Raw genomic sequence first — 22,790 nt, 5'->3', positions numbered from 1 at the left:
TGGTGCTGGTCGGCGATCCCGAGCAGCTCCAGGCGATCGAGGCGGGGGCGGCGTTCCGCTCGGTTGCCGAGCGACATGGCGGCGTCGAGATCACCGACATCCGCCGCCAGCGCGAGGACTGGCAGCGTGATGCCACGCGGTATCTCGCTACCGAGCGCACCGGCGAGGCGATCAGCCTTTATGAGCGCCATGACCGTATCCACAGTGCCGATACGCGCGATGAGGCCCGTGCCGCACTGATCGAGCGTTGGGATCGCGACCGGCACAGTGCGCCAGGCGCGTCGCGCATCATCCTGACGCACACCAATGACGAGGTGCGTGCGCTGAACGTTGCCGCGCGCGAACGGCTGCGCGCCAGCGGCGAACTAGGTGTCGACGTGACGGTCGCCACCGAGCGTGGCGAACGCGCGTTCGCCAGCGGCGACCGCGTCATGTTCCTGCGCAACGAGCGCAGCCTGGGTGTGAAGAACGGCACGCTTGGCCAGGTGCAATCCGTCACGCCGGCCCGCATAGCAGTGCTGCTCGACGACGGTCGCGCGATCGCGTTCGACGTGAAGGATTATGCCAGCATCGATCACGGCTATGCCGCGACGATCCACAAGGCGCAGGGGGTGACGGTCGACCGCGTGCATGTGCTGGCGACACCGGGGCTCGATCGGCACGCCGCCTATGTCGCGCTGTCGCGTCATCGCGACAGCGTTGATCTCCACTACGGTCGCGATGACTTCGGGGATCGACAGGCGCTGACGCGGGTCCTGTCACGCGAGCGCGGCAAGGACATGGCGTCGGACTATCCGCGCGTGTTCGCCGATCGCCGGCGGATCGAGCTGCCCCAACCACCGCGGAACCGGTTTGAGGGGCTCAAGCTCAGGTCGGTGTCCGCGCCGCAGCCGCGACGCCCGATATTAGAACGCGGCAATGCGACAGTCCGAGACCCGCTCTTGGCACTGGCACCGGCATCCGAGCTTCCTTCAGCGGTGGCCCGACACGGGCGGATCGTCCGGGCGATGCTGTTCGCGCAGTCGGCGGGTGACAAACCCACCGCGGAGCAACGCGCCGAGCTCGCCCAAAGCCGTGCCCAGCTCAATGGGCTTCAACCCCACGGTGCAATCAATCTCGAGGCGGCCTTTGCAAGCGATCGCCGGCTCATCACCGAAGCCTCAAATGGAGAGACACGAAAAGCGCTCCAGGTGATGCAGCTCGAAGCCGAGATGCGGACCGATCCCAACCTTCGCGCAGACGTGTTCATTCGGCGCTGGCAGACGCTCGAGCGGCAACGCCGCTACCTCTTGGACAGGCACGAGACCACACGCGCCAACACGCTGGGCGACCGGATGATCGGCATGGCCAAATCACTCGAGCGCGATCCGCAGGTTGAGTCGCTACTGCGCAATCGCCGAGTGCAGCTGGGGCTGCCGAGGCACTCGGTCGATAGCGTCGGCCGGGCCCTTGGCGAGATGATTGGCCGAGGGCGAAGCAGGGGGCTCGAGATCGGGATGTGAGAGGAAAGGGCGCGGCGTGCGAGACCTGAAACAAATGTCTGGTCTTGGGACGAACCGGAATGGCTCCTATTGAATCTATGCAGGCGTAAGCCGACATAGTTTTATGGACGCCGGTCAGGCGCACGGCGGGGCATGAAGCTCGCCCTGGTTGCTACTAACGATCGGCCTTTTCCCAGAGGTGCCTAGTCGGGTGGGTCACCCCCTGCACCGAGGCCCTAGGCTGCGCCTGCGGCACCTTTTGCGGCGAGCAATTCCACAAAGTCCTCGATCTCGGCATATTCGCTGGCGGAGCTGACCGGGATCACGCGGATCTTGAAATCCTTAAACCACCGTTCCTTCTCGACCTCGGTGATCTTCTCCTTGGTTAGGAGGGCATAGTGCGTTGGCCCCGCGTCCGGTGCGAAGGTGCCGGCGATATAGTTGAGCATTAAATTGATTTCGGGGTCGCTCATGGATGCGCCGACGAAGATCACCGTGTACATGGAAAACATCGTCGCAAGCATGTTCTGATAAGCGGGCTCCTTAAAGAGGATCTGCCGATAATCCTGTTCGGTCAGGATGATGCCATCGCCAGCGCGCGTTGCATCGCCATGCGCTTTGAGAATGAAGAACTCGCGTCGGGACAGGCTTCTCCGAACCTCTCCAATATCGCGAAACGTGCAGACCGTGACGTCGGCATCGAGGGTCCGCCAAGCTCGCTCCAACAGCGTATCATAGTTGGTCGTCAGGACGAACTGTAGACGATTGAGCTTGAGAAACGCGTCGTGCAGCTTGGTGGGGGCGGGTTTCGATTCCACGAATACGCGGCGGATGAAATCTCCGAAAAAGCTCCCGAGATCCGCCTTCAGACCCGAAGCTGCCATCAAATATTTCCCTGCTTTTATCAGGGCTTCATATTCGGCGGCCTTAGCATCGGTGATCGGCACATTGGCCTTTGCGGTGGAGATCATTTCCCGCAACAGATCGCCCATTGCGGCAAATTCGCCCCGACCGACGCGCCAGCGCCCACGAGGAGCCCGCACCGATTCTTGCGATATTCGTCGACCAACGCCGGCGGCAGATCTTTGGGATCGAACGCCATCAATCGACCTCCACGTTCCGGACGAACTTTCGCAACGCCTTGTTGCGCTTCTGCAAATTGGTCTTGGACGCGCCATCGGTGCGGAACGCATAGATATACTCGTACAGCGCGCGGTCATTTGGCGCAGCATCCCGCCGCCGCGAGTTGAGAAGCAAGTCGGGCTCGGACGTATATTTCCTCCGCCGCTCCTCGAAATAGTTATATTTTGCCGCGATCTTCTCGAGGTCGATCGACTTACCCTGCTCATGGAGCTGCATGATTACCCAAAGTAGATCGACGTAGATCCATTTGCGCGTGATGCGGAATCGTGTGTGCTGATCGATCTCTGCCAGAACATTTAGGGCGTCGCCGACTTTCGCGGACAGGGCGAGGATGTCCTCCATGTCGGCCACGGCATATTCGGTCTGCAACGCTCGCAAATCGGTCGACTTGATGTCGCGCGTTCCGTTCCATGCTGCCACCGCGAACGCGTGGCTAGCGAAGTCGAAATACTTGGAACGATCGTTGTTGATCTTCGCGTTGGCGAAGAACTCATGCGATGTCGCGGTAAGCTGGATGATGTTGCGCATCGGCCCCAGAGCGGCGTTGCGCAGCTCCGCGGGATTGAGCGGCATCCCCATCTGCAGTCGCGCGAACAGGGTGGTAATTTCGTCATTGCTCGCGCGGACAATTTCCCCGACGCCGATCTTGAAGCCTCGAAGCTGTCGCTGGAGCGAGGCGTCGAGCTCTGCGAACGTCTTGCCGTAGATGACATGCCCGTTGATCGGCTCCAGCGCGCCGGCACCGCTCAGCGTGAACCCGGCAGCACCGTCGGCGGGAGCCGCGAAGTCCCAGATCGCGCGCAGCCGCTGTTGCCCATCCACGGCCTCATAGCTGTAGAGGCTCCCGGCGGGCAGCTTGCGAAGATAGATTTTGGGAACATCCATCTCACGCAGAATGGAATCGATCAGCAGGACACGGCGTGAGCCCTTCCATGCGGGACCGCGCTGCCAAATGGGGTTGAGATTTATGCGATCTTTCAGGCCGATGAGCTTCTCGATCGTCCAGAGCCGTTGCGCGACTTTCATGGGATGTCGCGCTGCCGCTCGTCGAGGAGGGTGGGCAAACCGGGAAGCCCCGCCAATGTATTTGGGCGCTCAATCATCGAGCATATCCTCTACGGCGTCCGAGAGATGATCGAGCGCGGTATCCCCGCCACGTTCCTCCAGAATCGCAATCAGGCGGGGTAAGCCGGCGATCGCGTAGGCATTGGCGACGCGCATCATCTCGTGTGGCTTGTCCGTCACCTGAACATCGCCGGTATGGGCGATGGCCAGGAGCATGAGGGCATTGGAGCGCCAGAGATCGCTTCCGAAGACGTCACCATTGATGGCCTTGTAGGTCGGCCCCTTGTGATCGAAGTCCGGCTTGATCTTCTCTTTCACGGCTAGGCAGAGCGCCATGAACCACATATCGACCATTCGCGGGAAAGGGCTGTCCTCGGGATTGTTCCGGGAGCCCTCCGTCCGCGTCAGGCAATAGGTGTGGAAATAGTCCTGGTACTTCTCGGGCAGATAGACATCGACAGGGGCAAAAGCGTTCATTTCAGGCCTCCACCGCCACGGCTTCGGACTCGCGGCGCTCTTCGCGGCGCTCGCACTGCTCACAATGATCGCGATGATCGCAGTCGCACAGCAGCACGCCGATGTCGTTCACGCCCGGATCGTTGACGAGGATCTTGGGATAGTGGGCCGGATTGGTCAGCGTGTAGATGCGTCCGGCGCGCTCATCGAGAATGTCCTCGCAGCCTGCGATCTCCGAATGGGTGAGGAACAGGATGAGCTGTGAGCTTTGCTCTGCCGCCAAGCGGAGTACCTCGCGCTTTACATAGCCGCTCATCATGCCGAGCGGCGTGTCGATGACGTTGGGCGCCTCCACTTCGCTGACCTTGGTCAGCGCAAGGATGAAGGCGATGGTCAGGGCACGCCGTGACGCGCCATTGAGATCCTGCGACGGGTCCAAGGGATTGTCGAAGCGGCCGAACACGACGATCCGGAAATCAGGCGTAATCTCGGCGCGAGCGATGATCGAGCGCTGCGAGGGATCGGCGCCGATCATGTCGAGGAACAGCGTGTTCATGCTCTCGCCGACCTTGTGCAGCTCGGTCGTTTTCATCGTCTCGAGCGCGTTGGACAGAATCTGCTGCAGATCGTGCGCGACCTCGAGTTCGGCGCTGATCTTTGCACCGCGCTCGTCGTGCTGGAGCAGCTTCTTGCGCAGATCCTCGGCCGCGTCGATGTCCTTGGTGTTGGAATCGAGGAAGCCGGCATATTTGATTTCCTTGCCGTGAGCGTCCTTCGCCTGCTCCCGATAACGATCGCGGGTCGCCTTCAGCTGCTGGATATCAACGTCTGGAAGCGCGGCGATCTTCGCATCGATAGCCGCCTCCTGCTCGCCCAGATCACGGTGGCGCTTGTTGGCGCGCTGCCGCCGCTCGAACACAGCGCTGAACTCGCCCGACCAGCCATCGCCCTCGATCGGCCGCAGCAGATCCCGTGCGCCATAATAGAGCGCCGTCACCTTTTCTTGGATGGCGTCGGAGGCCCGGCTGTCGTCGATCAGCTTTTGAATCTTTGCGCGTCGCTGCTGGCCCTCGGGATCGTTCGGATCGAGGCTCTCGCCGCAGATACAGAGGGGTTGATTCAGCCGATCATCGAGGACAGGGATCGTTTCACCGGGAATCTTACCTTGCTCATGCAGCTTGTCGAGCACCGCCTTCGCCTTCTCGAACGGCTCGGCAAGGAGCGCCTTTCCTAGCAGAATGCTCTTGAACAGATTGGCATGGTCGCGCGCCGCCTGACCGGCATCCTTCTCGGCCGCGATCTTGCCCGCCGCCGCCTTCTTCCGTTCGGCTTCGAGCTCTTCGCGATTGCCCTTGCGCAGCGCGTCCGACAGTCGGCGATCCGCTTCCTCGGCAAAATCCTCCAACTTGAGGCGCGCGTCTTTCGCCTCCTTGTGCTGGCGTTCGAGCTCGGGCGTTTGCTCTTGTAAGGCAGACAATTTCTCGGAGACGGTTTTCAGCTCGCGCTGGGTGCCCGCGTCGGCGCGCACTTTCTGGTTAAGCTCTGCGCTGACCTTACGCGTATGCGCCAGCGCTTCCTCGACGACGCCAAGACCGAGCAGCGACCGGATGGCGCCCTCGACGCGCTTCATCTGATCGCCGCGGTTTCCTTCGATGAAGCTGAGCGCGCGATCGCCGTCGGTGAAGAAGACCTCGCGCAGCTCGCGCGGCAGATGGGGCCGGATATGAGCCTCGGGATTGTCGACCGGCGGCGTTCCGGTTGCGTTCAACTGGAACAGCTTGACGTTCGCTGATCCTCGCTCGAATTCGCCGCCTTTCACTGTCTCGGTGACATAGCGCAGCAGGCGGTAGCGGCGCGGTCCGGTCTTTGTAGGAACCTCGTAATCGACTTCGACCGACACATTCACGCTGGTTCGCGTGCCCGTCGCCGCGTCCATCGGGCTGAGCCGGAAATTCCGTCCCCGATCCGGGAGCGCTTCATCGCCGAATAGCCCCCACTGCAACGCCATGAGCAAGGTGGTCTTGCCGCTTTCGTTCGCGGCCCGGATGACGGTGAGATTTGACGCCGTTTCGACCGCAAATTCGATCTGGATGTCCTTGAGGAGCCGGAAATTCTCGACCCGAACGCGGAGTAGCTTCATTCTGCCTGATCTCCGCCCTCTTTCGCCCGTGTGCGATGCAGAAACATGGCCACGGTGTTGACCTGGTCGCCAATTTTTTTGACGACGTTCGTGCGCGCGATGGCATGTTCCCGTTCGGCTTGGAGAACGTCTCCGAGCAGTTCGGCCAACTCGTCCTGGTAGCCGTCGCACCGATCAGGCACGGCTTTCAGCTCGCCGAGCAAGACCTCCAAGATCTTCTTGTCATTATAGGCCATCGTCGACCCCCCATGCGTTAGCGATGGCCTGGAGATGCTCTACCGCCTCATAAGGACCGTGTGTGGCTGGCCCGTTTCGGCTAAGGCGCGCAAACTCCCAAACCCGCTCGAGCTCGGAGCGTACTAGCTTCCTCGCGTCCTGATCAAGCGACTCTCCGTCCGATGTCGTCGCCATTCCCGGGGGAAGGACAACAAAATCGTGGATGACGGCGTGAGTCTTGCCGATCGCCTTACAGGTCCTAAGCAAGCGCCCCCGTCTCTGCACCCATTGCCGTTTCACTGTAGTACTGGCCAAGATATAGGCCAATTTGATTTGAGGTATATTAACGCCTTCGTCGAGAACGCGCTTGGCAGTCAGGACTTGTGTCGTTCCTTCCTGAAAATCCGCTAGGATTCGCGCCGTCTTCTCACGACTCTGCGTTTCCTCCTGCGTCAATTGGTGGAACAGTACGCCGCGCTTCTCGAGCAGCGCATTCACGGCATCGAGCTGCGCCGGCTGCTTATCCGTCGCGTAGATCAGCGTGTACTGCAACGAACGAGGCACCTCGGCGTCGAGCAGACGGGCGAGAAGGTCGATCTTGCCATCCGCGGTCTCGAGGATCAGGCGCCGCTGCCGGAGCAGATTATCCAAATAGGGGTCGCTCTCCCCTCTCTTGATCTTCCAGGCCTGCGTGGAAATCTTCGCCGTCAGATCGTACCATTCCGCCATCTCGGCGTCGGTCAGCTCGACGAAATGGACATGGTAGTCATATTCGGTCAGGCATTTGCCGATAGCCTGCTCCAGCGTGAATGCGTAGCAAATCTCCCCAAAATACGCGATGAGCGCGGCCGTGCCTTCGTCGTCATACTGCCGCACCGGCGTCGCCGAGAGGCCGAGGCGATAGTCGAAGCATTCCGGCGGGTTTTGGGTGAAGGATTCGGCCCCGAGATTGTGACACTCGTCGGCGATGAACAGCTTGGGCACGGACAGCCCTGAGATCGCCGCGATGAACTCCTCGGTGCAAAGCGTATCGTTGCTGACCACCAGGATTTCCGCGCATGAGCCGCCACGGCGCAGCCGACGACCGGCCTGCTTGATCTCGCGATCGCGCGCAAGCGGTCCCCCCGCCGCCGGGAGGTTGATCGGTTCAACCCCGAATTCCCGAATCTCGCCGCACCATTGCTCGATGAGCGGCCGATAAGGAGCGGAAACGACGACGAGCAGCTTCCCGACCTCGTCCTGAAGCCGCGAAGCGCAAATCATCGAGGTGATGGTCTTGCCTGCGCCCGTTGCCATTTCGAGGATGCCGCGGCGACCGGCGCCCTCCCAGGCTCTGACGGCCGCGCCTTGGTGCGCGAAATCGCCCGTCTCATAGTTGAGATAGGGCGGGATCGAGAGCGCGTTGCCCTTGACGGGCTGTTCGAGGTCCACAGGCTTTTCGATGCCCTGCGCCTTGCGCCAGAGATGCGAGAGTTCCAGCTCGTCGGGCATCGTCTCGGTCTTGTAGTCCTTGACGATCTTGCGCTGCACGGCGTCGGGCAGCGAGAGCACCAGACAATCAGTGTCGCCGCCGGCCCACATCTCATCGAATTCCTGCCGCAAGCGGTCGACATGAAATCGCGGTTCCTCACCCTTCCAGTCACGGCTAAGCGTCAATTGCTCCTTATTCTTGGTGAGCGCACGTCCCGTGAGATTGGTCGAACCGTGCAGCGCAGCGCGATCGTCGCCATCCTCGAACAGCCAGACCTTCGGATGAAACAGCGCATCGCGCATCACCGCGATCTGCAGCACTAGGCGCTCCTGCGAGATCAACCAAGCGAGGCATTCGAGCGTGTGCCGGACCAACAGATCCTCGTCGGGCACCTCGTCGACCAGGATCCGTTGCGCGAATGCCGCCAGCGCTTCCTGGTCCTGAGTCAGCGTATCGAAGTCGCCAGCTGTCAGGAACGGACTGACGATGAGGCGCAAGGGCGCGGTCTCGTTGCGTAGGAACACGGCAAGCCCAGGCGCGATCTCGGCGAAGGACGCGCTAGCGAAATAGCCCATCATCATATCCAGCGACCGCGTCGCCCGAAGGGCGGGCATCAGGACTTCGCTCGCCATCGGGTCGGCAGGCTGGACATAGAGCGGCCGTGCCGGCTCAAGAGCGTCGCGCAATCGCGCTGCCGCCATGCCGCTCATGGCCGCGGCCCCGCTCATTTGTGGCAGGCCACACAGACTTTCGCTTGCCCGTAGAGATCGTCGATGTCGATCGGCTCATAGTCGGGCCGCAAGGGGTTCGGCCTCAGCCTCGCGCGCTGCCGGGCAATCCGCGCCGCATGGTCTCGCCGGATCTCCTCGATACGCTCGGGTCGCTGCAACTCATCGAGCGATTCGCCATGACTCCAGGTGAAAGGCGATCCATGCTCGATGGCGTTCTTCTCATAGGCTTTGGCTTCCTCGAAGCGGTCGGGGTGCTGTTCCATCAGCCGCACCCATTCGATCTTCTGCTGATAGAAGCAGAAGGAGCACCCGCTGCGCGTGCGCCATTCGTAATATTTGGGCAGTCCCAGTCCCGCGGCCTCGAGCAGCTCCAGCACGCCGGACTTGTCGATACCGGCCTCCCGGAACGGGAGTCGGACCAACAGGCGCTCATGTTTCGAGCTATAGCCCTCGCGATATTCCTCGTCCGAGCGGATCGCGACATAGCTGTAGATCGTTTGCCCCTCCTCGAGCATGGGCTTCAGCCAGCGCTCGAAGGGGCGAAGCTTGAGCTGCCGGGTACACCAGCGGGTTTGCGGCGACGGCAGGAAATCATTGTACTGCTTGAGCCAGAAGTCGAAGTCGCGGTCGGGGTTGAGCCGCAGGATGGCCTTGCCGAGAAAGCCTTCGAGCCGGCCGAGATATTCATAGACCTCAGGGAGCTCCTTGCCCGTATCGGTAAAGAAATACTCGATTTCGAGCTCGGGATGGTGCTGGCGCATATAGACCGCAAGCGCAGCACTGTCCCTGCCGCCGGAAAGCCCCAGAACGTGCTTTACCTCCCCGCTCACAACCCGCCGTCGCCTTCCCACTTGATCGCGATGGCGTTCAGCCAGTCCGCGAGTCCTTTCAAGGCTCCCTCGCCGCCCGAGATCCAGACATCGTCGAGACGGGCCTGTGGCAACTTGCGGAAAATCGCCCGCAACCGCGGCTCGTCCATATCGGTGAACATCCGGCCATCATCGGTGACGCGCTCGCCCCGCCCGAGCTTGAACGACATATAGAGCGCGCCGCCCGGGCGTAGCGCCCTGATCAAGCGGTCGATCGCATCGTCGAGCTCTACTTCGGCGACATGGAGCAGCGATGCGCACGCCCAAACGCCATCGAATGCATTCTCGTCGTCCAAATCCTGGAAACAAAGATGGCGGGTCGCTACGCCGGTCAGCGCGCTCGAAAGCGCGCAAAGCTCGGCAGAGGCATCGAACGCCTGCATCCGATAGCCGAGATCGAGGAAGGCCAGTGTATCGCGTCCCGAGCCCGAGCCGGCGTCCAATATCTCGCCGGCAGGCGGAACATGGGCGAGGAAGCGCCGGTAGATCGGCGCCATGTCGACATCGAGTGTCGCCTTTGCGTAGGCATCGACCGTGCGATCATAGTAGGCGATCGTGCCACCGCCCTCGTGCCGGAACGCTGCCGCGGGACTAGGCACTCGAGCCTCCTGCGTTTCGGCGTGCCCGGCTGAAAATGATCAAATATAGACCGAGCAGCAACGCGGCGAAACCCGCCACGCCCCACCATCTCGACAGAGTGAGCGGCCAATATTTCCAGAATGCCCCGAAGAACGAGAATGCCGCGGCCAGCAGCATCAGCGCGCAGAAGATCGTGATCATGCTGTAGCTGCCGAGCCACGGCGCGCGGGGCGTCTTAGGCGTGCCGCCGGCAAAGCTCGGCGGATGAAACGCCTCGATCTGGTCGAGATAGCTCTGGAGCACGTCGCGGATGCGCACAACGACAAGGGTCAGGGCCATATTGCTCAGCCCGGCGAGCATCAGCAGCGCGAAGCGAATCTCGGTATCGAGATTCTCGCTAACGCCGGCGCCGAACCAGAGGCCGCCGGTCAGCGTCATGGCGAGCGCCGGGATCTGGTTCATCTGCGTGTTGAGCGCGCGAAACTGCTGGAAGTTTTCCGAATAGCAGATCGCCGCCTTCTTGGCGTCCGTATCGCACATCAGCCGCCTCCCAGAGCCCGGGCGGGCTGTCGCTGCTCGGTCTCGCCGCTCATGTATCGCGCCGAGAGCTCCGCGAGCGCGGCCAGAATGACATTGCGCCGCTTCTCGTCAGCGTCGTCGAGCGCCACTTCGACTTGATGGATAATGGCATCCACCTGCGCCCGGTCGCCGTCCGCAATCTGAAATTCCTCCAGGAGCGGGGCAGGTCGCCCATCCACGCCGATGACGATCGCCATCGCGTGCCGTTTCTCGGGCCGTCCCTTGACGCGCGCGAAGGTCTCGCACCGCAGGAAGCGCTGCGCCAGGTCGGCCAATTCGACCGCGGCCCGATCTAGATCTGGATCGACCCAGTCGCGTGGCGGCTTGCTTGCCGCGAGGCTGGCGATCGCCTCGAACGCTTCGTCACGGCCGTCGAACTGCGACAGCCGACCGACGAACGCCTCGACATGAAAGTCCCCCGCGACCTGCCGGATATTCTCCGCTCGGTCCCGAAGCTCGGCGAGCGCTTGGGGCGAGGTGTTGGGAACCTGAAGTTCGGCGAGCATCATGTCGGCCAACCGGCGCATCAAGGACGGATAGGCGTCGACGAGCTCCTCCAGCCCCTCGCGCAAGCCGTTGACGATCGGGCCGAGCTCTTTTTCGACCAATTCATTGCCGTCCGCCGAGACCAGCGCCGGAATATCGTCGAACAGGAACTGGTTGGGATCGTGCGCGCGCTTGAATAGATCGCGCACCCTGATCGCATTGCCCGACAAGCGCCCGGTCCGCTTGGTCCAGGCTGGCAGCTTTTCGTAGATCCCGATGAGGCCGCGTCCAACGTCGATCGGTTGCAGATGGGCGAGCGTATTGCCCTCGTCGAGCGCGCGGACCACGTCGGCCATGCCCGACAGCAGCCGCCGCGACACGGCTGACAGATCCATCCAGCGTAGCTGGATCGTCGCGGCATCCTTGGCCAGATACTCGACATCGACATCGTCGAAGCGCGCGCAGAACACGCCCTCGCGGTAGATGGCGAGGCTCTCGCGCTGCGAAAGGACGAAGGCGACGCCCAGGATGGGCATGAGCCCGTCCTTCACCCCATAGGGCGGCGCGCGCCAGACGTCATAGACCTCGACCATCGAGATCGGGCGCTTGCGCTGCCGCTTGATCCGCTGCATCGCCGCCTTCCACATCGGCGCAAGCCGGCTCGGGTCGTCGTCGTCTGGTGCGTGGAAGGCCCAAACGTCGGATTCCCTCCGGTACAGACCAGTGCCTTCGAGCAGTGAGGCCAACAGTCCGCCTTCGGCCGGGAAGTCGACGATGCCGAGACGCGGCTCTCCTTCGTTCAGGACCATCCGACGCAAGAGGATGTTCTGGGCCGCAATCGCGCTTCCCGAAGGCTTGTGCCGGTTAAGCAGCTCGCTGTGCAGGATCGGACATTCCGAAAAGCGGCGATCGGCAAGCTCGGAGGCGAGCCCGTTGAGATCCGGCTGACGCAGCGATTTGGGCTGGCGATGCTTGCGATACCAAAGCGCGCTGTCGAACGCATTGTGCAGCTCATTCTCAAGCTGGCCTTGCAACACGGTGAGGCGGGCATTCACTTCGCGCCGGGCCACGGAGTCGCCGGCGAGCTCTGCCCGCGTGCTGCGGACCGTCTCGAGGGCGAGCAGCTCCCGCGCCAAGGTGACAACCGCCCACGCCCGCTTCGAAAGCCCGGCGATGATGTCGCAATCGTCGCGCTGGCGCGCGGCTTCGCGGCACCCCTCCGCGACATAGTCCTCGTTTTCGCCCTCGGTCGGGATGGCGAGAACGAACTTGCCGATCGTTCCCGGACCCGGCTGATAGGCGGCGGCGAGATCGACGAGCTGGCTGACGGGCGCGATCGTCAGATCGAACCAGCGCATCGTGCCGGTCTCGTGATAGTGCTTCTTGGCGAGCACTGGTTGCAGACCGGCCAGCGCGCGTAGAACGGCAAAATCGAGTTCGGGCTCTTCCTCCATCGCCGCGCGCACGGCCTGGTCGACGTCGAAATCGCTTCCGGCGAATATCGCGTGCGCATCGACGAATTTCCGGAAGATCGTGAACGACCAGCGCTCGAGCTCACCAAGCGCCGTGCGCAGCACCGGCTCGGCGAGGTCAGCAAAGCAGGTGCGAAGCAGCTCGAAGCTTGGCACGAGCGCCGACCGCTCTTTGAACAGATCGACGACGGCAATCGTTTTCAGCAGCCGGATATGCAGTTCGCTGCCGCCGATCGCTTCGCAGCGTTCGAGCGCCTCGGCGGCGAGCGCCCAGCGATGGCCATCGGGCGATGCCAGGATCGAGGGCTCGAGATTGGCCCTGAGATAGTCCCATAGCCGCGCCGGCTCGTAGAGGTCGCCTACCTCTGCGCCTTTCAGGAAATCCTGAAAGCCGTGCGGCTCGGCGGAATTAAGGAAGCCGAAGATGCTCCGCTGATTCTGGCCGAAGCGGCGGCGTGAAATCGGACCGAGCAAGCAGGCCACGACCGGATGGAGCGGCCAGCATCCTTCTAGCATCTGCGCCAGGGACGCGGCGTCAGCAGCGCGGGACCGATGCAGCATGACCGCGACCGTCGTGGGAAACGCACCCGGTTCCGAGGCCTCCCGATCGGTCTCGACCGCGCGCGAGATCAGATCAATCTGCTCCTGGCCGGCGGTGTTGATCGCGAGATCGACGAAACGGCCCTGGATCTTCGCCCATTCGTCGCGTGCCTCTTGCGAGAGCCGGTTGGCATATTCCTCGAATGCCTGGTGCAGGATACCGACGACGAGCAGGCGGCGCTCGCTGCGCGACGCCAGCTCAGCGAGTTGCTGGAAGACATAGAGGTCGGCGCCGTCTTGGGCGGCCGCTTCGAGAAATTTGCCCATCTCGTCGATGAACAGGATCACGCCGCCATGCTTCTCACGGCGATCGGCGGCCGCCTCCTTCAGCGCACGCACGACGTCGCCCTCGCGCCACCCTCCTCTTGGCTGGCGCACGACCAGACCCGCGGCATGAAGCGCCTCACCGATCACGACGACGGGATCGTCGCGCCGACCAACGACAGGCACAATGCGCCATCCATTGGCCCCCGGCGGCAGCGCGGCACGAACCTTGTCGGCGACATCGCCGCTGAAAATCGAGGAGGCTTGGAGCCGCCGCGCCGCGTTGCCATTGAGCAGGGCGCTCAACGCCACAACGAGACTGGATTTTCCGCTGCCGTAGGGCCCTGTCCAGGTGAACGCGCCCTGGCCAGTCTCGGCGACATGCCGAGCCATCGTCATCAGCACATCGGCCGATGTTTGGGGGCAAATGAAACCTTCCAGCGCCTTTGGATCGGTAAGATCGGTGTCGATCCGGATCGAGCGCAGATAGCGCCGGCCGATCCTGACGCGCTCGATCAGCGACATCACGCCGCCTCCTTCCGGCGGGACGCGCTGAAGTCGGCCTCGGCGAAGCCGAGCGCAAGTTCCGGTGCGATTTCCCTGTCGCGGACCACCTGCTTCAGTCCGGCGGTCTCCGACCACCGGAAATTGCCGCCAGTGACCTCGGCGAGTTCAGCCAGGCGGTCGGCCACGTCGTTCTCGTCGAGCAGGAAGACGCGCCCAGGACTGCCGGGCTCGTGCGTGATTGCCTCGAGCGAAAGGGTCGCAGCCGTCGTATGGCGCGACCAGAAATCCAGAAGGGCATAAGCGAACACGCCGTCGCCGAGCGACGATTTGGCACCACGCACAAAGCGAAAGCCGTCCCGTTTACCGAGCGCGCGTATCAGCCCGAGCTCGGAGAGTGGACATTCCAGCGCATCGTCATTGCCCGAGCGCGTGCTCGGTTGCTGCGCCACATAGGTCCGGATGAAACAGGCCACGTCGTTCTTGACCGTGGCGGCAGCGACGCGCGCCCATTGCCGGTCCTTCGCAAGCCGCTCGACGCCTTTGACGAGCTGCTCGCGCTCGAACGTGACGCCCGGATAGTGATTAAACGCCCAGAACCAGGTCGTCTTGGTCGGTTGCGCCGCGAGCTGCCAATGGATCAACCACAGCGTCGCGGGGTCTTCCATATAGGGATCAAGCCCTTGCATTCCGAACAGACGGTCTCCGAGGGCCGTGGCGCGCACCGCTTTCGCGGCCGCCGATTCTACCAATATTCCCGCGACTTGCGCCCAATGCCGGATCGAAGCGACCATGTTCTTGCCGACGCCGAAGCGGGCGATGCCATCGTCACCGAAGACATTGCGGATCTCAGCCTCGCCGCCCGCGGCGGCGACAGCGTCATAGGCCTTCTTCAGCCAACCGTAGCGGAGCGGAAAGGTCTCATGCCCCGAAAGTTGTGGCGTATAGCTGTCCTGATATAGCGGCCCTCTTGCCATTGCCCCCGCCTGGATTGATCATCCAGGTGACGATAGCGCAATATTCGTGGTAGCGTCAATTGCTGCTGGAGCCATCCTCCAGACGGTGGCTTGTGCCCGACGCGGCCCTTCGGCATCGGATGTAAACGCTAAGGTATTGAAATATTATGAAAGTTGGCGAAACTATCTATCTGGATCATCAGGCGACGGCCCCGGTTGATCCGCGGGTTTTCGTCAAAATGGCGGCTGCGTTCACCGATGCTTTCGGCAATCCGCACGCATCCGAGCATGTCATCGGTTGGCGCGCCGCCGAGGCGATCGCAGCGGCGGCGCGGCAAGTGGCCTCGCTCGTCGGCGCCGATCCGGACGAAGTGATCTTCACCTCCGGCGCGACGGAAGCCAACAATCTCGCGCTCCTCGGCCTCGCCGACTACGCCGAACGCAGCGGCCGCCACCGGGTCCTACTGAGCGCCATCGAGCATAAGAGCGTCCTCGGGGCGGGACGGGTTCTGGCGCAGCGGCACGGCTTAGAGGTCGCCGTCATCGAGGTCGACCGGCAAGGTCGCGTCGATGAGGCCGCGCTTGCGGCGCAACTGGACGGGGACGTCCTGCTTGTCTCGATCATGGCCGTGAACAACGAGATCGGCACGATCCAAGCCGTGGATCGGATCGGCGCATTGGCACGCGCGGCCGGCGCCTTGGTTCATTGCGATGCCGCACAAGCGCCGTGCGCGATCGACATCGGCGACCTGGCGCAGCACGCAGATCTGATTTCGCTTTCATCACACAAGATATATGGGCCGAGTGGTATCGGGGCACTTGTCGTCCGCAGAGACGTTCAACCGTGTCTCACTCCGCTCATTCACGGCGGCGGACAGCAAAATGGCCTAAGGTCGGGAACGCTCCCGCTTCCGCTATGCATAGGCTTCGGTGCTGCTGCCGAACTCCTGTCCGGTGCGTCTGCACGCGAGGAAAGGGAACGGGTTCGCATCTGTCGTGACTTGTTTGTTGAGACGCTGCTCGCCGAGGGGTGCGAGGCCGTGTTGAACGGCCCCGACACCGGTTTTCGTCATCCCGGCAATGTCAACCTGCTGTTGCGCTGCGTTACAGCGGCCGACCTTCTGGCGGCGTTGCAGCCGACACTCGCCGCCTCTTCCGGATCGGCCTGTGCCTCGGGAATCCCTGAGCCATCGCATGTGCTCCGGGCGATCGGCCTCACGGGCGAGGAAGCCGACTGCTCGATCCGATTCAGTCTTGGTCGCTCGACCACTGCCGATGAAGCAGTGCAGGCCGCGCGGATCGTTAGCGCCGCCGTCGAACGGCTTTCTAGCGAACCGTTGCGCGCAACGCTGTAACGAGCAGCCATCTCGGCTGGAGTTGTGGGATGACCATCGCCCAACTGTTCTTTTAGAAGGCTCTAGCGATTTCCCTAGGTTGCGGAGTCGAGTCCGATTGATGACTCGCATTCAACCCGATCTCTGCCATTCACAAAGGCTGAACCTACGGCCGCTTCCGACAGATCGATCCGGGGCAGTCACCGGCCGCAATTCAGCGGCTGCGGTCGTGGCGTTGATGCTTTCTGAAGCCGACGACTTCCGACCAAAAGCGGTCGTTTGCGCTTACGGTCAAGAAGGATGCCGAACGGACGCCGCGATTAATCGGTATTCAAGCGAGAATGGGGGGTAGCCAGATGTTTCGAATTTTCCCGTGAAAGCTCATGCAGAGTGTGGGGAAAAGTGTGGGGACGCCGCGATTGTCGTCGACCGTTCTTACGTTATACGAATGAGATATAAGGAAATTCCTGCTACCTCCCGCTCCGCCACATGCAGCCTATTAGGCGCACGATCTCATCCAGACAGTCCATTGAAAATACGTCATTTTATTGTTCCCGAAACGATCGTTTCGGTTGCGCTCGACACTGGTGAGCGAGCGGCCGGATCACGCTCGCTTGGCGATAACCCGCTCTAAAATCGCCGTCGCGGCACGTTCGGAGGCAGGTGTAGCGGTGAGATCGAACCGCTCGGTGATTGCATGGCGCTGGAGTTCGCGAAACGCGGCGTGGCGACGGAAGGCGGCGTCCAGAGCAACCGCGAGGTCGTAAATCGACGTGGCGACGTCTCCGAGGCGCCAGTGCGCAAAATGGGGACAGTCGCGATAATCGGTGTCGTGCGCGTCGAGGAAAACGCACGGCCGCGGCGTGCGCAGGAATTCATAGACCTGGCTGCTCACGTCACCGAGATAGATGTCGGCCGCGCGCGTATAGGTCATGTCGGTCGAGGCAGGGCTGCCGAGGTCGACATGGATGTGCGGCGCGGTGAAGAATTTGGGGTCGATCCGTCCCGGGCGCGCGATGCGCAGGCGATCGATGGTCAGTTGGAAAGGGCGCTCGAACAGCATCACATGGGGCGCGAAGATCAGATTATAGTCACTGCTGTGATAGAACAGCTCGAGCACTTCGCGGCCGTATCGATACCAGGACGAAAGATGCGCCGATACGTGCGGGTTGTAGAGCACCGTTGGGCGCCCGTTGTCCTGGATCGGCAGGGGCGGCGTCACGCAGCCGTCGAGGATATCGAACTTGGCATAGCCGACCACCGCGATCCGCGCCGGATCGAGCCCCGCGTCGCGAACCAGCCGGTCGCGTATCAGCGGGCCGGACGCAAGCACGAGATCAAACAGCGCGCTCTTGCGGTCGAAACCGATCGCGCGATCGCCCGCGCCGTGGCGGGTATGGATCAACGGCAGATCGAGGCCGTAGCGGCTTTTCAGCAGCGTGCTCGTCTTTTCCGCAACAACCAGCGCGTCAAGCGATCGGAAGAAATCGAGATTGTCGCGATAGACGACGATCTTGGACGCCGGCACGATCGTGTCGAGCATTGCGGTCGCGGCCCGACTCGCCAGTGCCTTGGGGCGGAGCCGCACGCGCGTGAGCGGAGGGCAACCGGCGCTGGCGGTCAGCCGGTCGACTTCGGCGTCGAGGCGGTCGTTGGTCGTGGCAACGACCACCTCCGCGCGCCCGCGCCGTGCAATCGCCAGCGCGATCGGCAGGCTATGCGCCACCTGATGAATCTGATCGTGATTGAAAAGAAAGCCGATGCGCATCTTGGTTGACGGTGCGGCGGCCCCGTCACCTCAGGTCGGATGGTTCAAACCAGCGTTCTATCCGGTCGAAAATCGCATTTCCGGCAGCGGCGAAAGCGGCAGCGCCATAGGTAGCCGAGACATAGTCGCGGCCGGCCGCCCCCATTGCGGCGGCGGCCGTCCTGTCACTGACCAGCGCGGTCAGCGCCAGGGCGAGCGCCGCCGGATCTTCGGGCGGCACGACGAGGCCGCCGCCGGCGGCGCGAACCGTGTGCGGCATCTCGCCCACGTCGCTGACGATGCAAGGCAACCCCGCAGCCATCGCCTCGTGCGCCGCGATGCAGAAGCCCTCGGCTCGCGAAGGCTGCACATAGGCGTCGCATGACTGGAGGAAGTCCGGAACGTCCCGGCGATACCCGACAAAGGCGATCGTCTCGATCCCAGCCGTTTTGCGTAATCTCTCGAGCGCGTCGCGCTCCGCACCTTCCCCGGCAATCTCGATCCGCACATCCGGGCCGATCGCGGCACCGGCCGCAGCCAGCGCGGCGATCAGCACGTCATACCCTTTGTTTGGGTGAAGCCGCCCGAGACTGCCGATCCGGAACGAAGCGCCGGGCGGTCGATCGGGCCGGGAGGACCAAGCCGGATCGGCGATGAACAGCGGCCAGGTCATCACTCGATCGGGGGCGATGCCCAGCCGGTCGCGCGTCAGCGCGGCAACGCTCGACGAATCCGCAACCCACAGACGCGACCATGATCGCGTCATTCGCAGCAGCCGGCGGTTGGCGGGTTTCAGAAACGCATTGTGCTGCCAGCTCACCACCGGCACCCCCATCAGCCGTCCGGCGATCTGCCCCATCAATGTCGCCTGCGTGAGCGACGTCCAGATGAGGTCGGGACGAAAGGCGCGCAGTTCCGTCCGCAACCAGCGGAACGCGCGGCCGTGCTGATGCTTGGCACCGGGGCCAATGCGATGATCCAGTCCCGCCGCGATCAGCGCGGGCCGGCCCTTGCCGTTGCGCATCGACAGCGCGAGCACGCGGACTGTCGCGCCGCGATCGCGCAGCAATCCGGTGATCGCCGGAACCGGTTGCGCTGCCCCGCCGCCCTCCAGCGAGTTGATTACATAAGCGATCCTGAGCGCCATCGTCAGTCGCCTCTCAGGCGTGCGAGCCCGTCGGAGCGCGCGACCTGATCGAACAGCTCAAGGTCGTCGGCGTAAATACGACGGACGCGATCAGCCTGTCCGGGGGTCAGCACGGGATCGCTCCCCTCGGTGCGGTTGACGTGCCGCAGGGGTCCCGCCGGGGTGATTGAGAGCGTATCGAGCAAATCGCCGACCCGCTCGATCAAGGCGAGATGATCGACCGCGATGGCGCCGCGCCTGTCGGTCAGATACCAGCATTGCGGGCGGAAGATATGATCGACCCCATAAGGCGAGCGCGCAGCCTCGACATGATCGAGGGCATCGTCGATCCCGCCAAACGCGCGATAGCGTTCGGCAAAGACGGGGGAAACCCGGTTGTCCGACCCGCCACCGGCGCGCGCATAGCGATAGGCGGAACGGAACCGATCGACCGGATCGCGCAGCACCGCGAAGGTGGGAAGGCGTTTCCATTCGCTTGGTGCGAGCATCGCGAAATAACGCGCCGAGGCGTGCTTGATCTGCATCCCATAGAGCGCCTGGCTCACCGCCATGCCCGCATTCTTCGGCACGTGGATGAAGATCACGCCGGCACGACGCGCCGCAGCAATCCGCGCGCGCCGCTTTGCATCGAGCGGCAACGCCAAGCCAAATCCGGCCGCGCGTTCGTATAAATCCGCACTGATCCGCACCCCGCCTGCGCGGGCCAGAACCGCGCTTCGCCAACGCGGCAATCGATCGAGTAGCTGCGTCAATGCCTTCGGGATGCCTTGTTACCTCGCTAAGGGCGCTATGGATCACCGTGGCGTTCTCAGCAATCCACCATACAGGATAACACCGGGCAGCACGCCCGCACGGCGTGTCACTTGATGAGTTGCCTGATACAGGCTGAGCAGAGCCCGATCTTGAGAGAGCGCGTCGGCGGCTCCTGCCCGATGGGCGGATCGATTGCCGGTGCACCGTTCCGCCCACCAAATCCTCAAGTCCGATCAGAATTTGACGCGCAGATCGACCATCACCTGGCGCGGCGGCGTGAAGTAGAGCAGGTCGTACTGGCCGTAGCCGTTCTGGAAGCCGTTGGCGTCCTTCGGCGCGCCGGTCTTGCTCGCCTTGATCTTGGAGATGGTGCGTTCGTTGAACACATTGTCGATGTTCAGGCCGACGCGCAGGTGCCGCCCGATATCCTTGTTGATGGCGAAATCGGCGATCCAATAGGGGTCAATGCGATAGAGGCGCCGATTGGGATCGCCATTGTAGTCGGTCGCATAGCTGACGCCGGTATATTTGTCGGTAAAGGACACGTTGAGGCCGTGACGCGAATAGATCGCTCCGAATGCAGCGGTACCGCGCGGGGCGTTCTTCATCTGCGTGCCCGTCGCATGATCGATCGCGTCGTTGATCGAGCCGTTGACGAAGACCGTCATGCCGGAAAAGGCAAGCACGTTGAGCTGGCCCTCGATGCCTTTGAAATGGATGTTGCCGGCATTGTAGCTGTCGCCCTTCGGGCAGGTTACGCCGTCGCAAGACGAGATCAGGTTGTTGACGTCGATCTTGTAGACGTCGGCGTCGATCGAGAAGCGGCTGCCATGATAGACGGTGCCGAGCTGGTAGTTTGTGGTCGTCATCGGCTTCAGCGCCGACAGCGCGTCGCCCAGGTTCGGATCGCTCGAATAGAAGGCCGAGAGATCGGGAACGTAGAAGCCCTTGGCATATTGGAAATAGAAGGACAGCTTGTCGGTCGGGCGATAATTGGCGGTCAGGAACGGCAGCGTCTGCGTCCATGTGTGCTGGGTGTAGAGCGGCGAGCGCGACTTCTGGTTGACCGCTGCTTCAATTTTGCGGTTGAAATGGACATATTTGATGCCCGGCGTGATCGATAGCGTCGACGTCGGCTTGAACTCGAACTCGCCGAACAGCTGATACTGATTCCAGTCCGAGCCCTGATCGTATTCTCGGTCGGCGTTGCTGGTGGCCGTGGTCGACGTATTCTTATTGTCGTAATCGGGCTGGCCGGTCACCCAGTCGATATCGTGGGTAAAGCGATCACTGTTCGATTTTTCGAACCACCCGCCGACCCGCGCGCGGCCCAGCGAGAAATTGTAGTCCACCTGGCCGATGTAGCCCCAAGTGCGGTATTTGTTGAGCTTGAGATAACCGGGAATGCCGGCCTGCTCGCTGCCGCCCGGGGTCAGAATTACAGTATTCGGCGTGCCGATCGTGCCCAGCCCGTCCATGCCGGAATCGGTGTGATTGGTATAGCCATAGAGATAGAGGCGGTTGTCCATCGAAAAGCCGCTGCCGAGATCGGACTGCAAACGGATGTATTCGAAATCCGTCTTCTTGTTGGTGCCATTGAACTTGTAATAATTCTGCGCAAGCGGGTTCGACGGTGTGGCGACATCCGAGCCGCTGAGACCATAATCGATGCCGTACATGCCGATCTCGGACGCGGGATTACAATTGTGTCCGGTCAGCTTCATCAGCGGCTGCCCGTCGGCGCTCCCGCACCACGTGCCGTCGTTATCCTGCTGATAATAACGGATCTGTGTGTAGGTCGCCATTACCGTCAGCGTGTTTGACGCGCCGATCGGGATCACGCCCTTGCCGAACACGTTTTTCAGCAGCGTGCCTTCCCAGCTCATGGCGCCGTCGCTGCGCGTATAGTTGCCGGTGAAGACGAACTTGGCGTCGCCAAGGCTATGGATCTTGCCGGTCTGGTATTCGGCACGCGCCAGGAACGTGTTGAACGATCCGCCGGCAGCCTCCAGTTCGCCGCCAGCCTGGTCCTTCGCTTCGCGTGAATAGAGATTGACGTCCCCGCCGAACGTGGCTTGGCCGAGCTGGCTGGCGTTACCCGGCCCGCGGTCCACGATCACATAGCCGACCGTGTTCGATGGAAAGAAGCTCAACGAGTGGTGCGTCGGATCGTTGGTGTCGTTGAACGGGATGCTGTCATACGTCATGCCGAACTGACCATCCTTGAAACCGCGGATCGACAGCTTGGATTCCTGCAGGCCGGTGCCGTTGCCGGTGCCGCCCAGCGTCACGCCGGGGGTGATGGCGGCGATCTTGGTGAAGTCGGCGACCGGCGTCAGGACGTTGTCGATGTAATTGCGGTTGATCGCCGATTGCGGCTGGGTAGTGGTGAGCGAGGCGGTGGGCACGGAAGCAGCGAGGCGCGAGCCCGTGACGATGATGTCCGCCGAGGTTAGCGACTGGCGATCGTTCGCCTGGCCCGCCTGGGCGGCAGTGGAGCTCTGCCCGGCCTGACCCGCCGGCCTGGCGGGATTGGCCGGCGGCGTCGGCTCGGCCGCATGGGCTGCCGCCGGAATGGCCATCATGCCGATCGAGGCACAGCCCAGCAGCATCGTCTTCAACCTCGTCATCTTGTTACCCCTTGCTCTCATTGCGTCGTTGCGAATTGAAAGGCCTGTCGGCATCGCGTGGCGGGCGGACGGCGTAGAACGGCCGCGAGGCGCCGATCGGCGGCGCAAGCCGCCGTGGCGAGGATTCTCGCGATATACATTCTGGTTTCCGTTCGACGGCTGGTCCG

Annotated in this window: 18 protein-coding genes; 2 read left to right on the top strand and 16 right to left on the bottom strand. The window is 62.5% G+C overall.

Going from position 1 to position 22,790, the window contains the following annotated elements; all coding sequences use genetic code 11:
* Positions 1–1,502, top strand: a 1,502-nt coding sequence (locus K7G81_RS15375) for an AAA family ATPase (protein ID WP_223031701.1), incomplete at its 5' end; no start/stop codon positions are given.
* A gap of 215 nt (positions 1,503–1,717) precedes the next feature.
* Here K7G81_RS15375 and K7G81_RS15370 read toward each other — a convergent pair.
* From K7G81_RS15370 to K7G81_RS15325, 12 genes are all read right to left on the bottom strand, one after another.
* The gene (locus tag K7G81_RS15370) at positions 1,718–2,473 is read right to left on the bottom strand and encodes an SIR2 family NAD-dependent protein deacylase (protein ID WP_223031700.1); all 756 of its coding nucleotides are present in this window, start codon (positions 2,471–2,473) and stop codon (positions 1,718–1,720) included.
* Positions 2,449–2,583, bottom strand: coding sequence for a hypothetical protein (locus tag K7G81_RS17875; protein ID WP_255587125.1), 135 nt, complete (start codon positions 2,581–2,583; stop codon positions 2,449–2,451). The genes K7G81_RS15370 and K7G81_RS17875 overlap by 25 nt, the downstream gene beginning before the upstream one ends.
* Complete coding sequence (locus K7G81_RS15365) at positions 2,583–3,650, bottom strand: DUF262 domain-containing protein (protein WP_223031699.1); 1,068 nt, start codon at positions 3,648–3,650, stop codon at positions 2,583–2,585. The genes K7G81_RS17875 and K7G81_RS15365 overlap by 1 nt, the downstream gene beginning before the upstream one ends.
* Before the next feature lie 69 nt (positions 3,651–3,719).
* Complete coding sequence (locus K7G81_RS15360; protein ID WP_223031698.1) at positions 3,720–4,166, bottom strand: DNA phosphorothioation-associated 4-like protein; 447 nt, start codon at positions 4,164–4,166, stop codon at positions 3,720–3,722.
* A gap of 1 nt (position 4,167) precedes the next feature.
* Complete coding sequence (locus K7G81_RS15355) at positions 4,168–6,285, bottom strand: AAA family ATPase (RefSeq protein ID WP_255587140.1); 2,118 nt, start codon at positions 6,283–6,285, stop codon at positions 4,168–4,170.
* Positions 6,282–6,521: a hypothetical protein gene (locus K7G81_RS17870; protein ID WP_255587142.1), complete on the bottom strand. Its 240-nt coding sequence runs from the start codon at positions 6,519–6,521 to the stop codon at positions 6,282–6,284. Before K7G81_RS17870 ends, K7G81_RS15355 begins: the two co-directional genes overlap by 4 nt.
* Positions 6,511–8,700 (bottom strand): DEAD/DEAH box helicase family protein, encoded by a 2,190-nt coding sequence (locus K7G81_RS15350; RefSeq protein WP_223031696.1) that lies wholly within the window; start codon positions 8,698–8,700, stop codon positions 6,511–6,513. The genes K7G81_RS17870 and K7G81_RS15350 overlap by 11 nt, the downstream gene beginning before the upstream one ends.
* Positions 8,697–9,533, bottom strand: a complete 837-nt coding sequence (locus K7G81_RS15345) for a phosphoadenosine phosphosulfate reductase domain-containing protein (protein ID WP_223031713.1) — start codon at positions 9,531–9,533, stop codon at positions 8,697–8,699. Before K7G81_RS15345 ends, K7G81_RS15350 begins: the two co-directional genes overlap by 4 nt.
* The gene (locus K7G81_RS15340) at positions 9,530–10,171 is read right to left on the bottom strand and encodes a class I SAM-dependent methyltransferase (protein ID WP_223031695.1); all 642 of its coding nucleotides are present in this window, start codon (positions 10,169–10,171) and stop codon (positions 9,530–9,532) included. Before K7G81_RS15340 ends, K7G81_RS15345 begins: the two co-directional genes overlap by 4 nt.
* Positions 10,164–10,691: a hypothetical protein gene (locus K7G81_RS15335; protein ID WP_223031694.1), complete on the bottom strand. Its 528-nt coding sequence runs from the start codon at positions 10,689–10,691 to the stop codon at positions 10,164–10,166. Before K7G81_RS15335 ends, K7G81_RS15340 begins: the two co-directional genes overlap by 8 nt.
* A complete protein-coding gene (locus tag K7G81_RS15330; protein WP_223031693.1) occupies positions 10,691–14,080 on the bottom strand; it encodes a P-loop NTPase family protein in 3,390 nt (1,129 codons plus the stop codon). The genes K7G81_RS15335 and K7G81_RS15330 overlap by 1 nt, the downstream gene beginning before the upstream one ends.
* Positions 14,077–15,033 (bottom strand): DUF4007 family protein, encoded by a 957-nt coding sequence (locus K7G81_RS15325; RefSeq protein ID WP_223031692.1) that lies wholly within the window; start codon positions 15,031–15,033, stop codon positions 14,077–14,079. Before K7G81_RS15325 ends, K7G81_RS15330 begins: the two co-directional genes overlap by 4 nt.
* Before the next feature lie 146 nt (positions 15,034–15,179).
* Between K7G81_RS15325 and K7G81_RS15320 the strand changes: the two genes are divergently transcribed.
* Positions 15,180–16,367 carry a cysteine desulfurase family protein gene (locus K7G81_RS15320; protein ID WP_223031691.1) on the top strand — a complete coding sequence of 396 codons (1,188 nt, stop codon included), beginning with the start codon at positions 15,180–15,182 and terminating at the stop codon, positions 16,365–16,367.
* A gap of 583 nt (positions 16,368–16,950) precedes the next feature.
* On the opposite strand, the gene K7G81_RS15315 is transcribed toward K7G81_RS15320, so the two are convergent.
* The 4 genes from K7G81_RS15315 to K7G81_RS15300 form a co-directional block, all read right to left on the bottom strand.
* A complete protein-coding gene (locus K7G81_RS15315; RefSeq protein WP_223031690.1) occupies positions 16,951–18,114 on the bottom strand; it encodes a CDP-glycerol glycerophosphotransferase family protein in 1,164 nt (387 codons plus the stop codon).
* 25 nt (positions 18,115–18,139) lie between these two features.
* Positions 18,140–19,240 (bottom strand): glycosyltransferase, encoded by a 1,101-nt coding sequence (locus K7G81_RS15310; protein ID WP_223031689.1) that lies wholly within the window; start codon positions 19,238–19,240, stop codon positions 18,140–18,142.
* 2 nt (positions 19,241–19,242) lie between these two features.
* On the bottom strand, positions 19,243–19,884 hold the full coding sequence (locus tag K7G81_RS15305) for a sulfotransferase family protein (protein ID WP_223031688.1): 642 nt from the start codon (positions 19,882–19,884) through the stop codon (positions 19,243–19,245).
* A 342-nt stretch (positions 19,885–20,226) separates the two neighbouring features.
* The gene (locus K7G81_RS15300; protein ID WP_223031687.1) at positions 20,227–22,623 is read right to left on the bottom strand and encodes a TonB-dependent receptor; all 2,397 of its coding nucleotides are present in this window, start codon (positions 22,621–22,623) and stop codon (positions 20,227–20,229) included.
* Between the last annotated feature and the right edge of the window lie 167 nt (positions 22,624–22,790).

Origin of the sequence: Hephaestia mangrovi (genome assembly GCF_019880555.1) — a bacterium.
In the GTDB taxonomy this organism is placed as follows: Bacteria; Pseudomonadota; Alphaproteobacteria; order Sphingomonadales; family Sphingomonadaceae; genus Sphingomonas; species Sphingomonas mangrovi.
The sequence above is the reverse complement of the archived record's forward strand: the minus strand, read 5'-3'. Positions and strand labels throughout refer to the sequence as shown.

Coding starts and splice junctions, on each gene's coding strand:
- K7G81_RS15370 (WP_223031700.1), bottom strand. CDS start 2,473: ATGGGCGATCTGTTGCGGGAAATGATCTCCACCGCAAAGGCCAATGTG.
- K7G81_RS17875 (WP_255587125.1), bottom strand. CDS start 2,583: ATGGCGTTCGATCCCAAAGATCTGCCGCCGGCGTTGGTCGACGAATAT.
- K7G81_RS15365 (WP_223031699.1), bottom strand. CDS start 3,650: ATGAAAGTCGCGCAACGGCTCTGGACGATCGAGAAGCTCATCGGCCTG.
- K7G81_RS15360 (WP_223031698.1), bottom strand. CDS start 4,166: ATGAACGCTTTTGCCCCTGTCGATGTCTATCTGCCCGAGAAGTACCAG.
- K7G81_RS15355 (WP_255587140.1), bottom strand. CDS start 6,285: ATGAAGCTACTCCGCGTTCGGGTCGAGAATTTCCGGCTCCTCAAGGAC.
- K7G81_RS17870 (WP_255587142.1), bottom strand. CDS start 6,521: ATGGCCTATAATGACAAGAAGATCTTGGAGGTCTTGCTCGGCGAGCTG.
- K7G81_RS15350 (WP_223031696.1), bottom strand. CDS start 8,700: ATGAGCGGGGCCGCGGCCATGAGCGGCATGGCGGCAGCGCGATTGCGC.
- K7G81_RS15335 (WP_223031694.1), bottom strand. CDS start 10,691: ATGTGCGATACGGACGCCAAGAAGGCGGCGATCTGCTATTCGGAAAAC.
- K7G81_RS15325 (WP_223031692.1), bottom strand. CDS start 15,033: ATGGCAAGAGGGCCGCTATATCAGGACAGCTATACGCCACAACTTTCG.
- K7G81_RS15320 (WP_223031691.1), top strand. CDS start 15,180: ATGAAAGTTGGCGAAACTATCTATCTGGATCATCAGGCGACGGCCCCG.
- K7G81_RS15315 (WP_223031690.1), bottom strand. CDS start 18,114: ATGCGCATCGGCTTTCTTTTCAATCACGATCAGATTCATCAGGTGGCG.
- K7G81_RS15310 (WP_223031689.1), bottom strand. CDS start 19,240: ATGGCGCTCAGGATCGCTTATGTAATCAACTCGCTGGAGGGCGGCGGG.
- K7G81_RS15300 (WP_223031687.1), bottom strand. CDS start 22,623: ATGACGAGGTTGAAGACGATGCTGCTGGGCTGTGCCTCGATCGGCATG.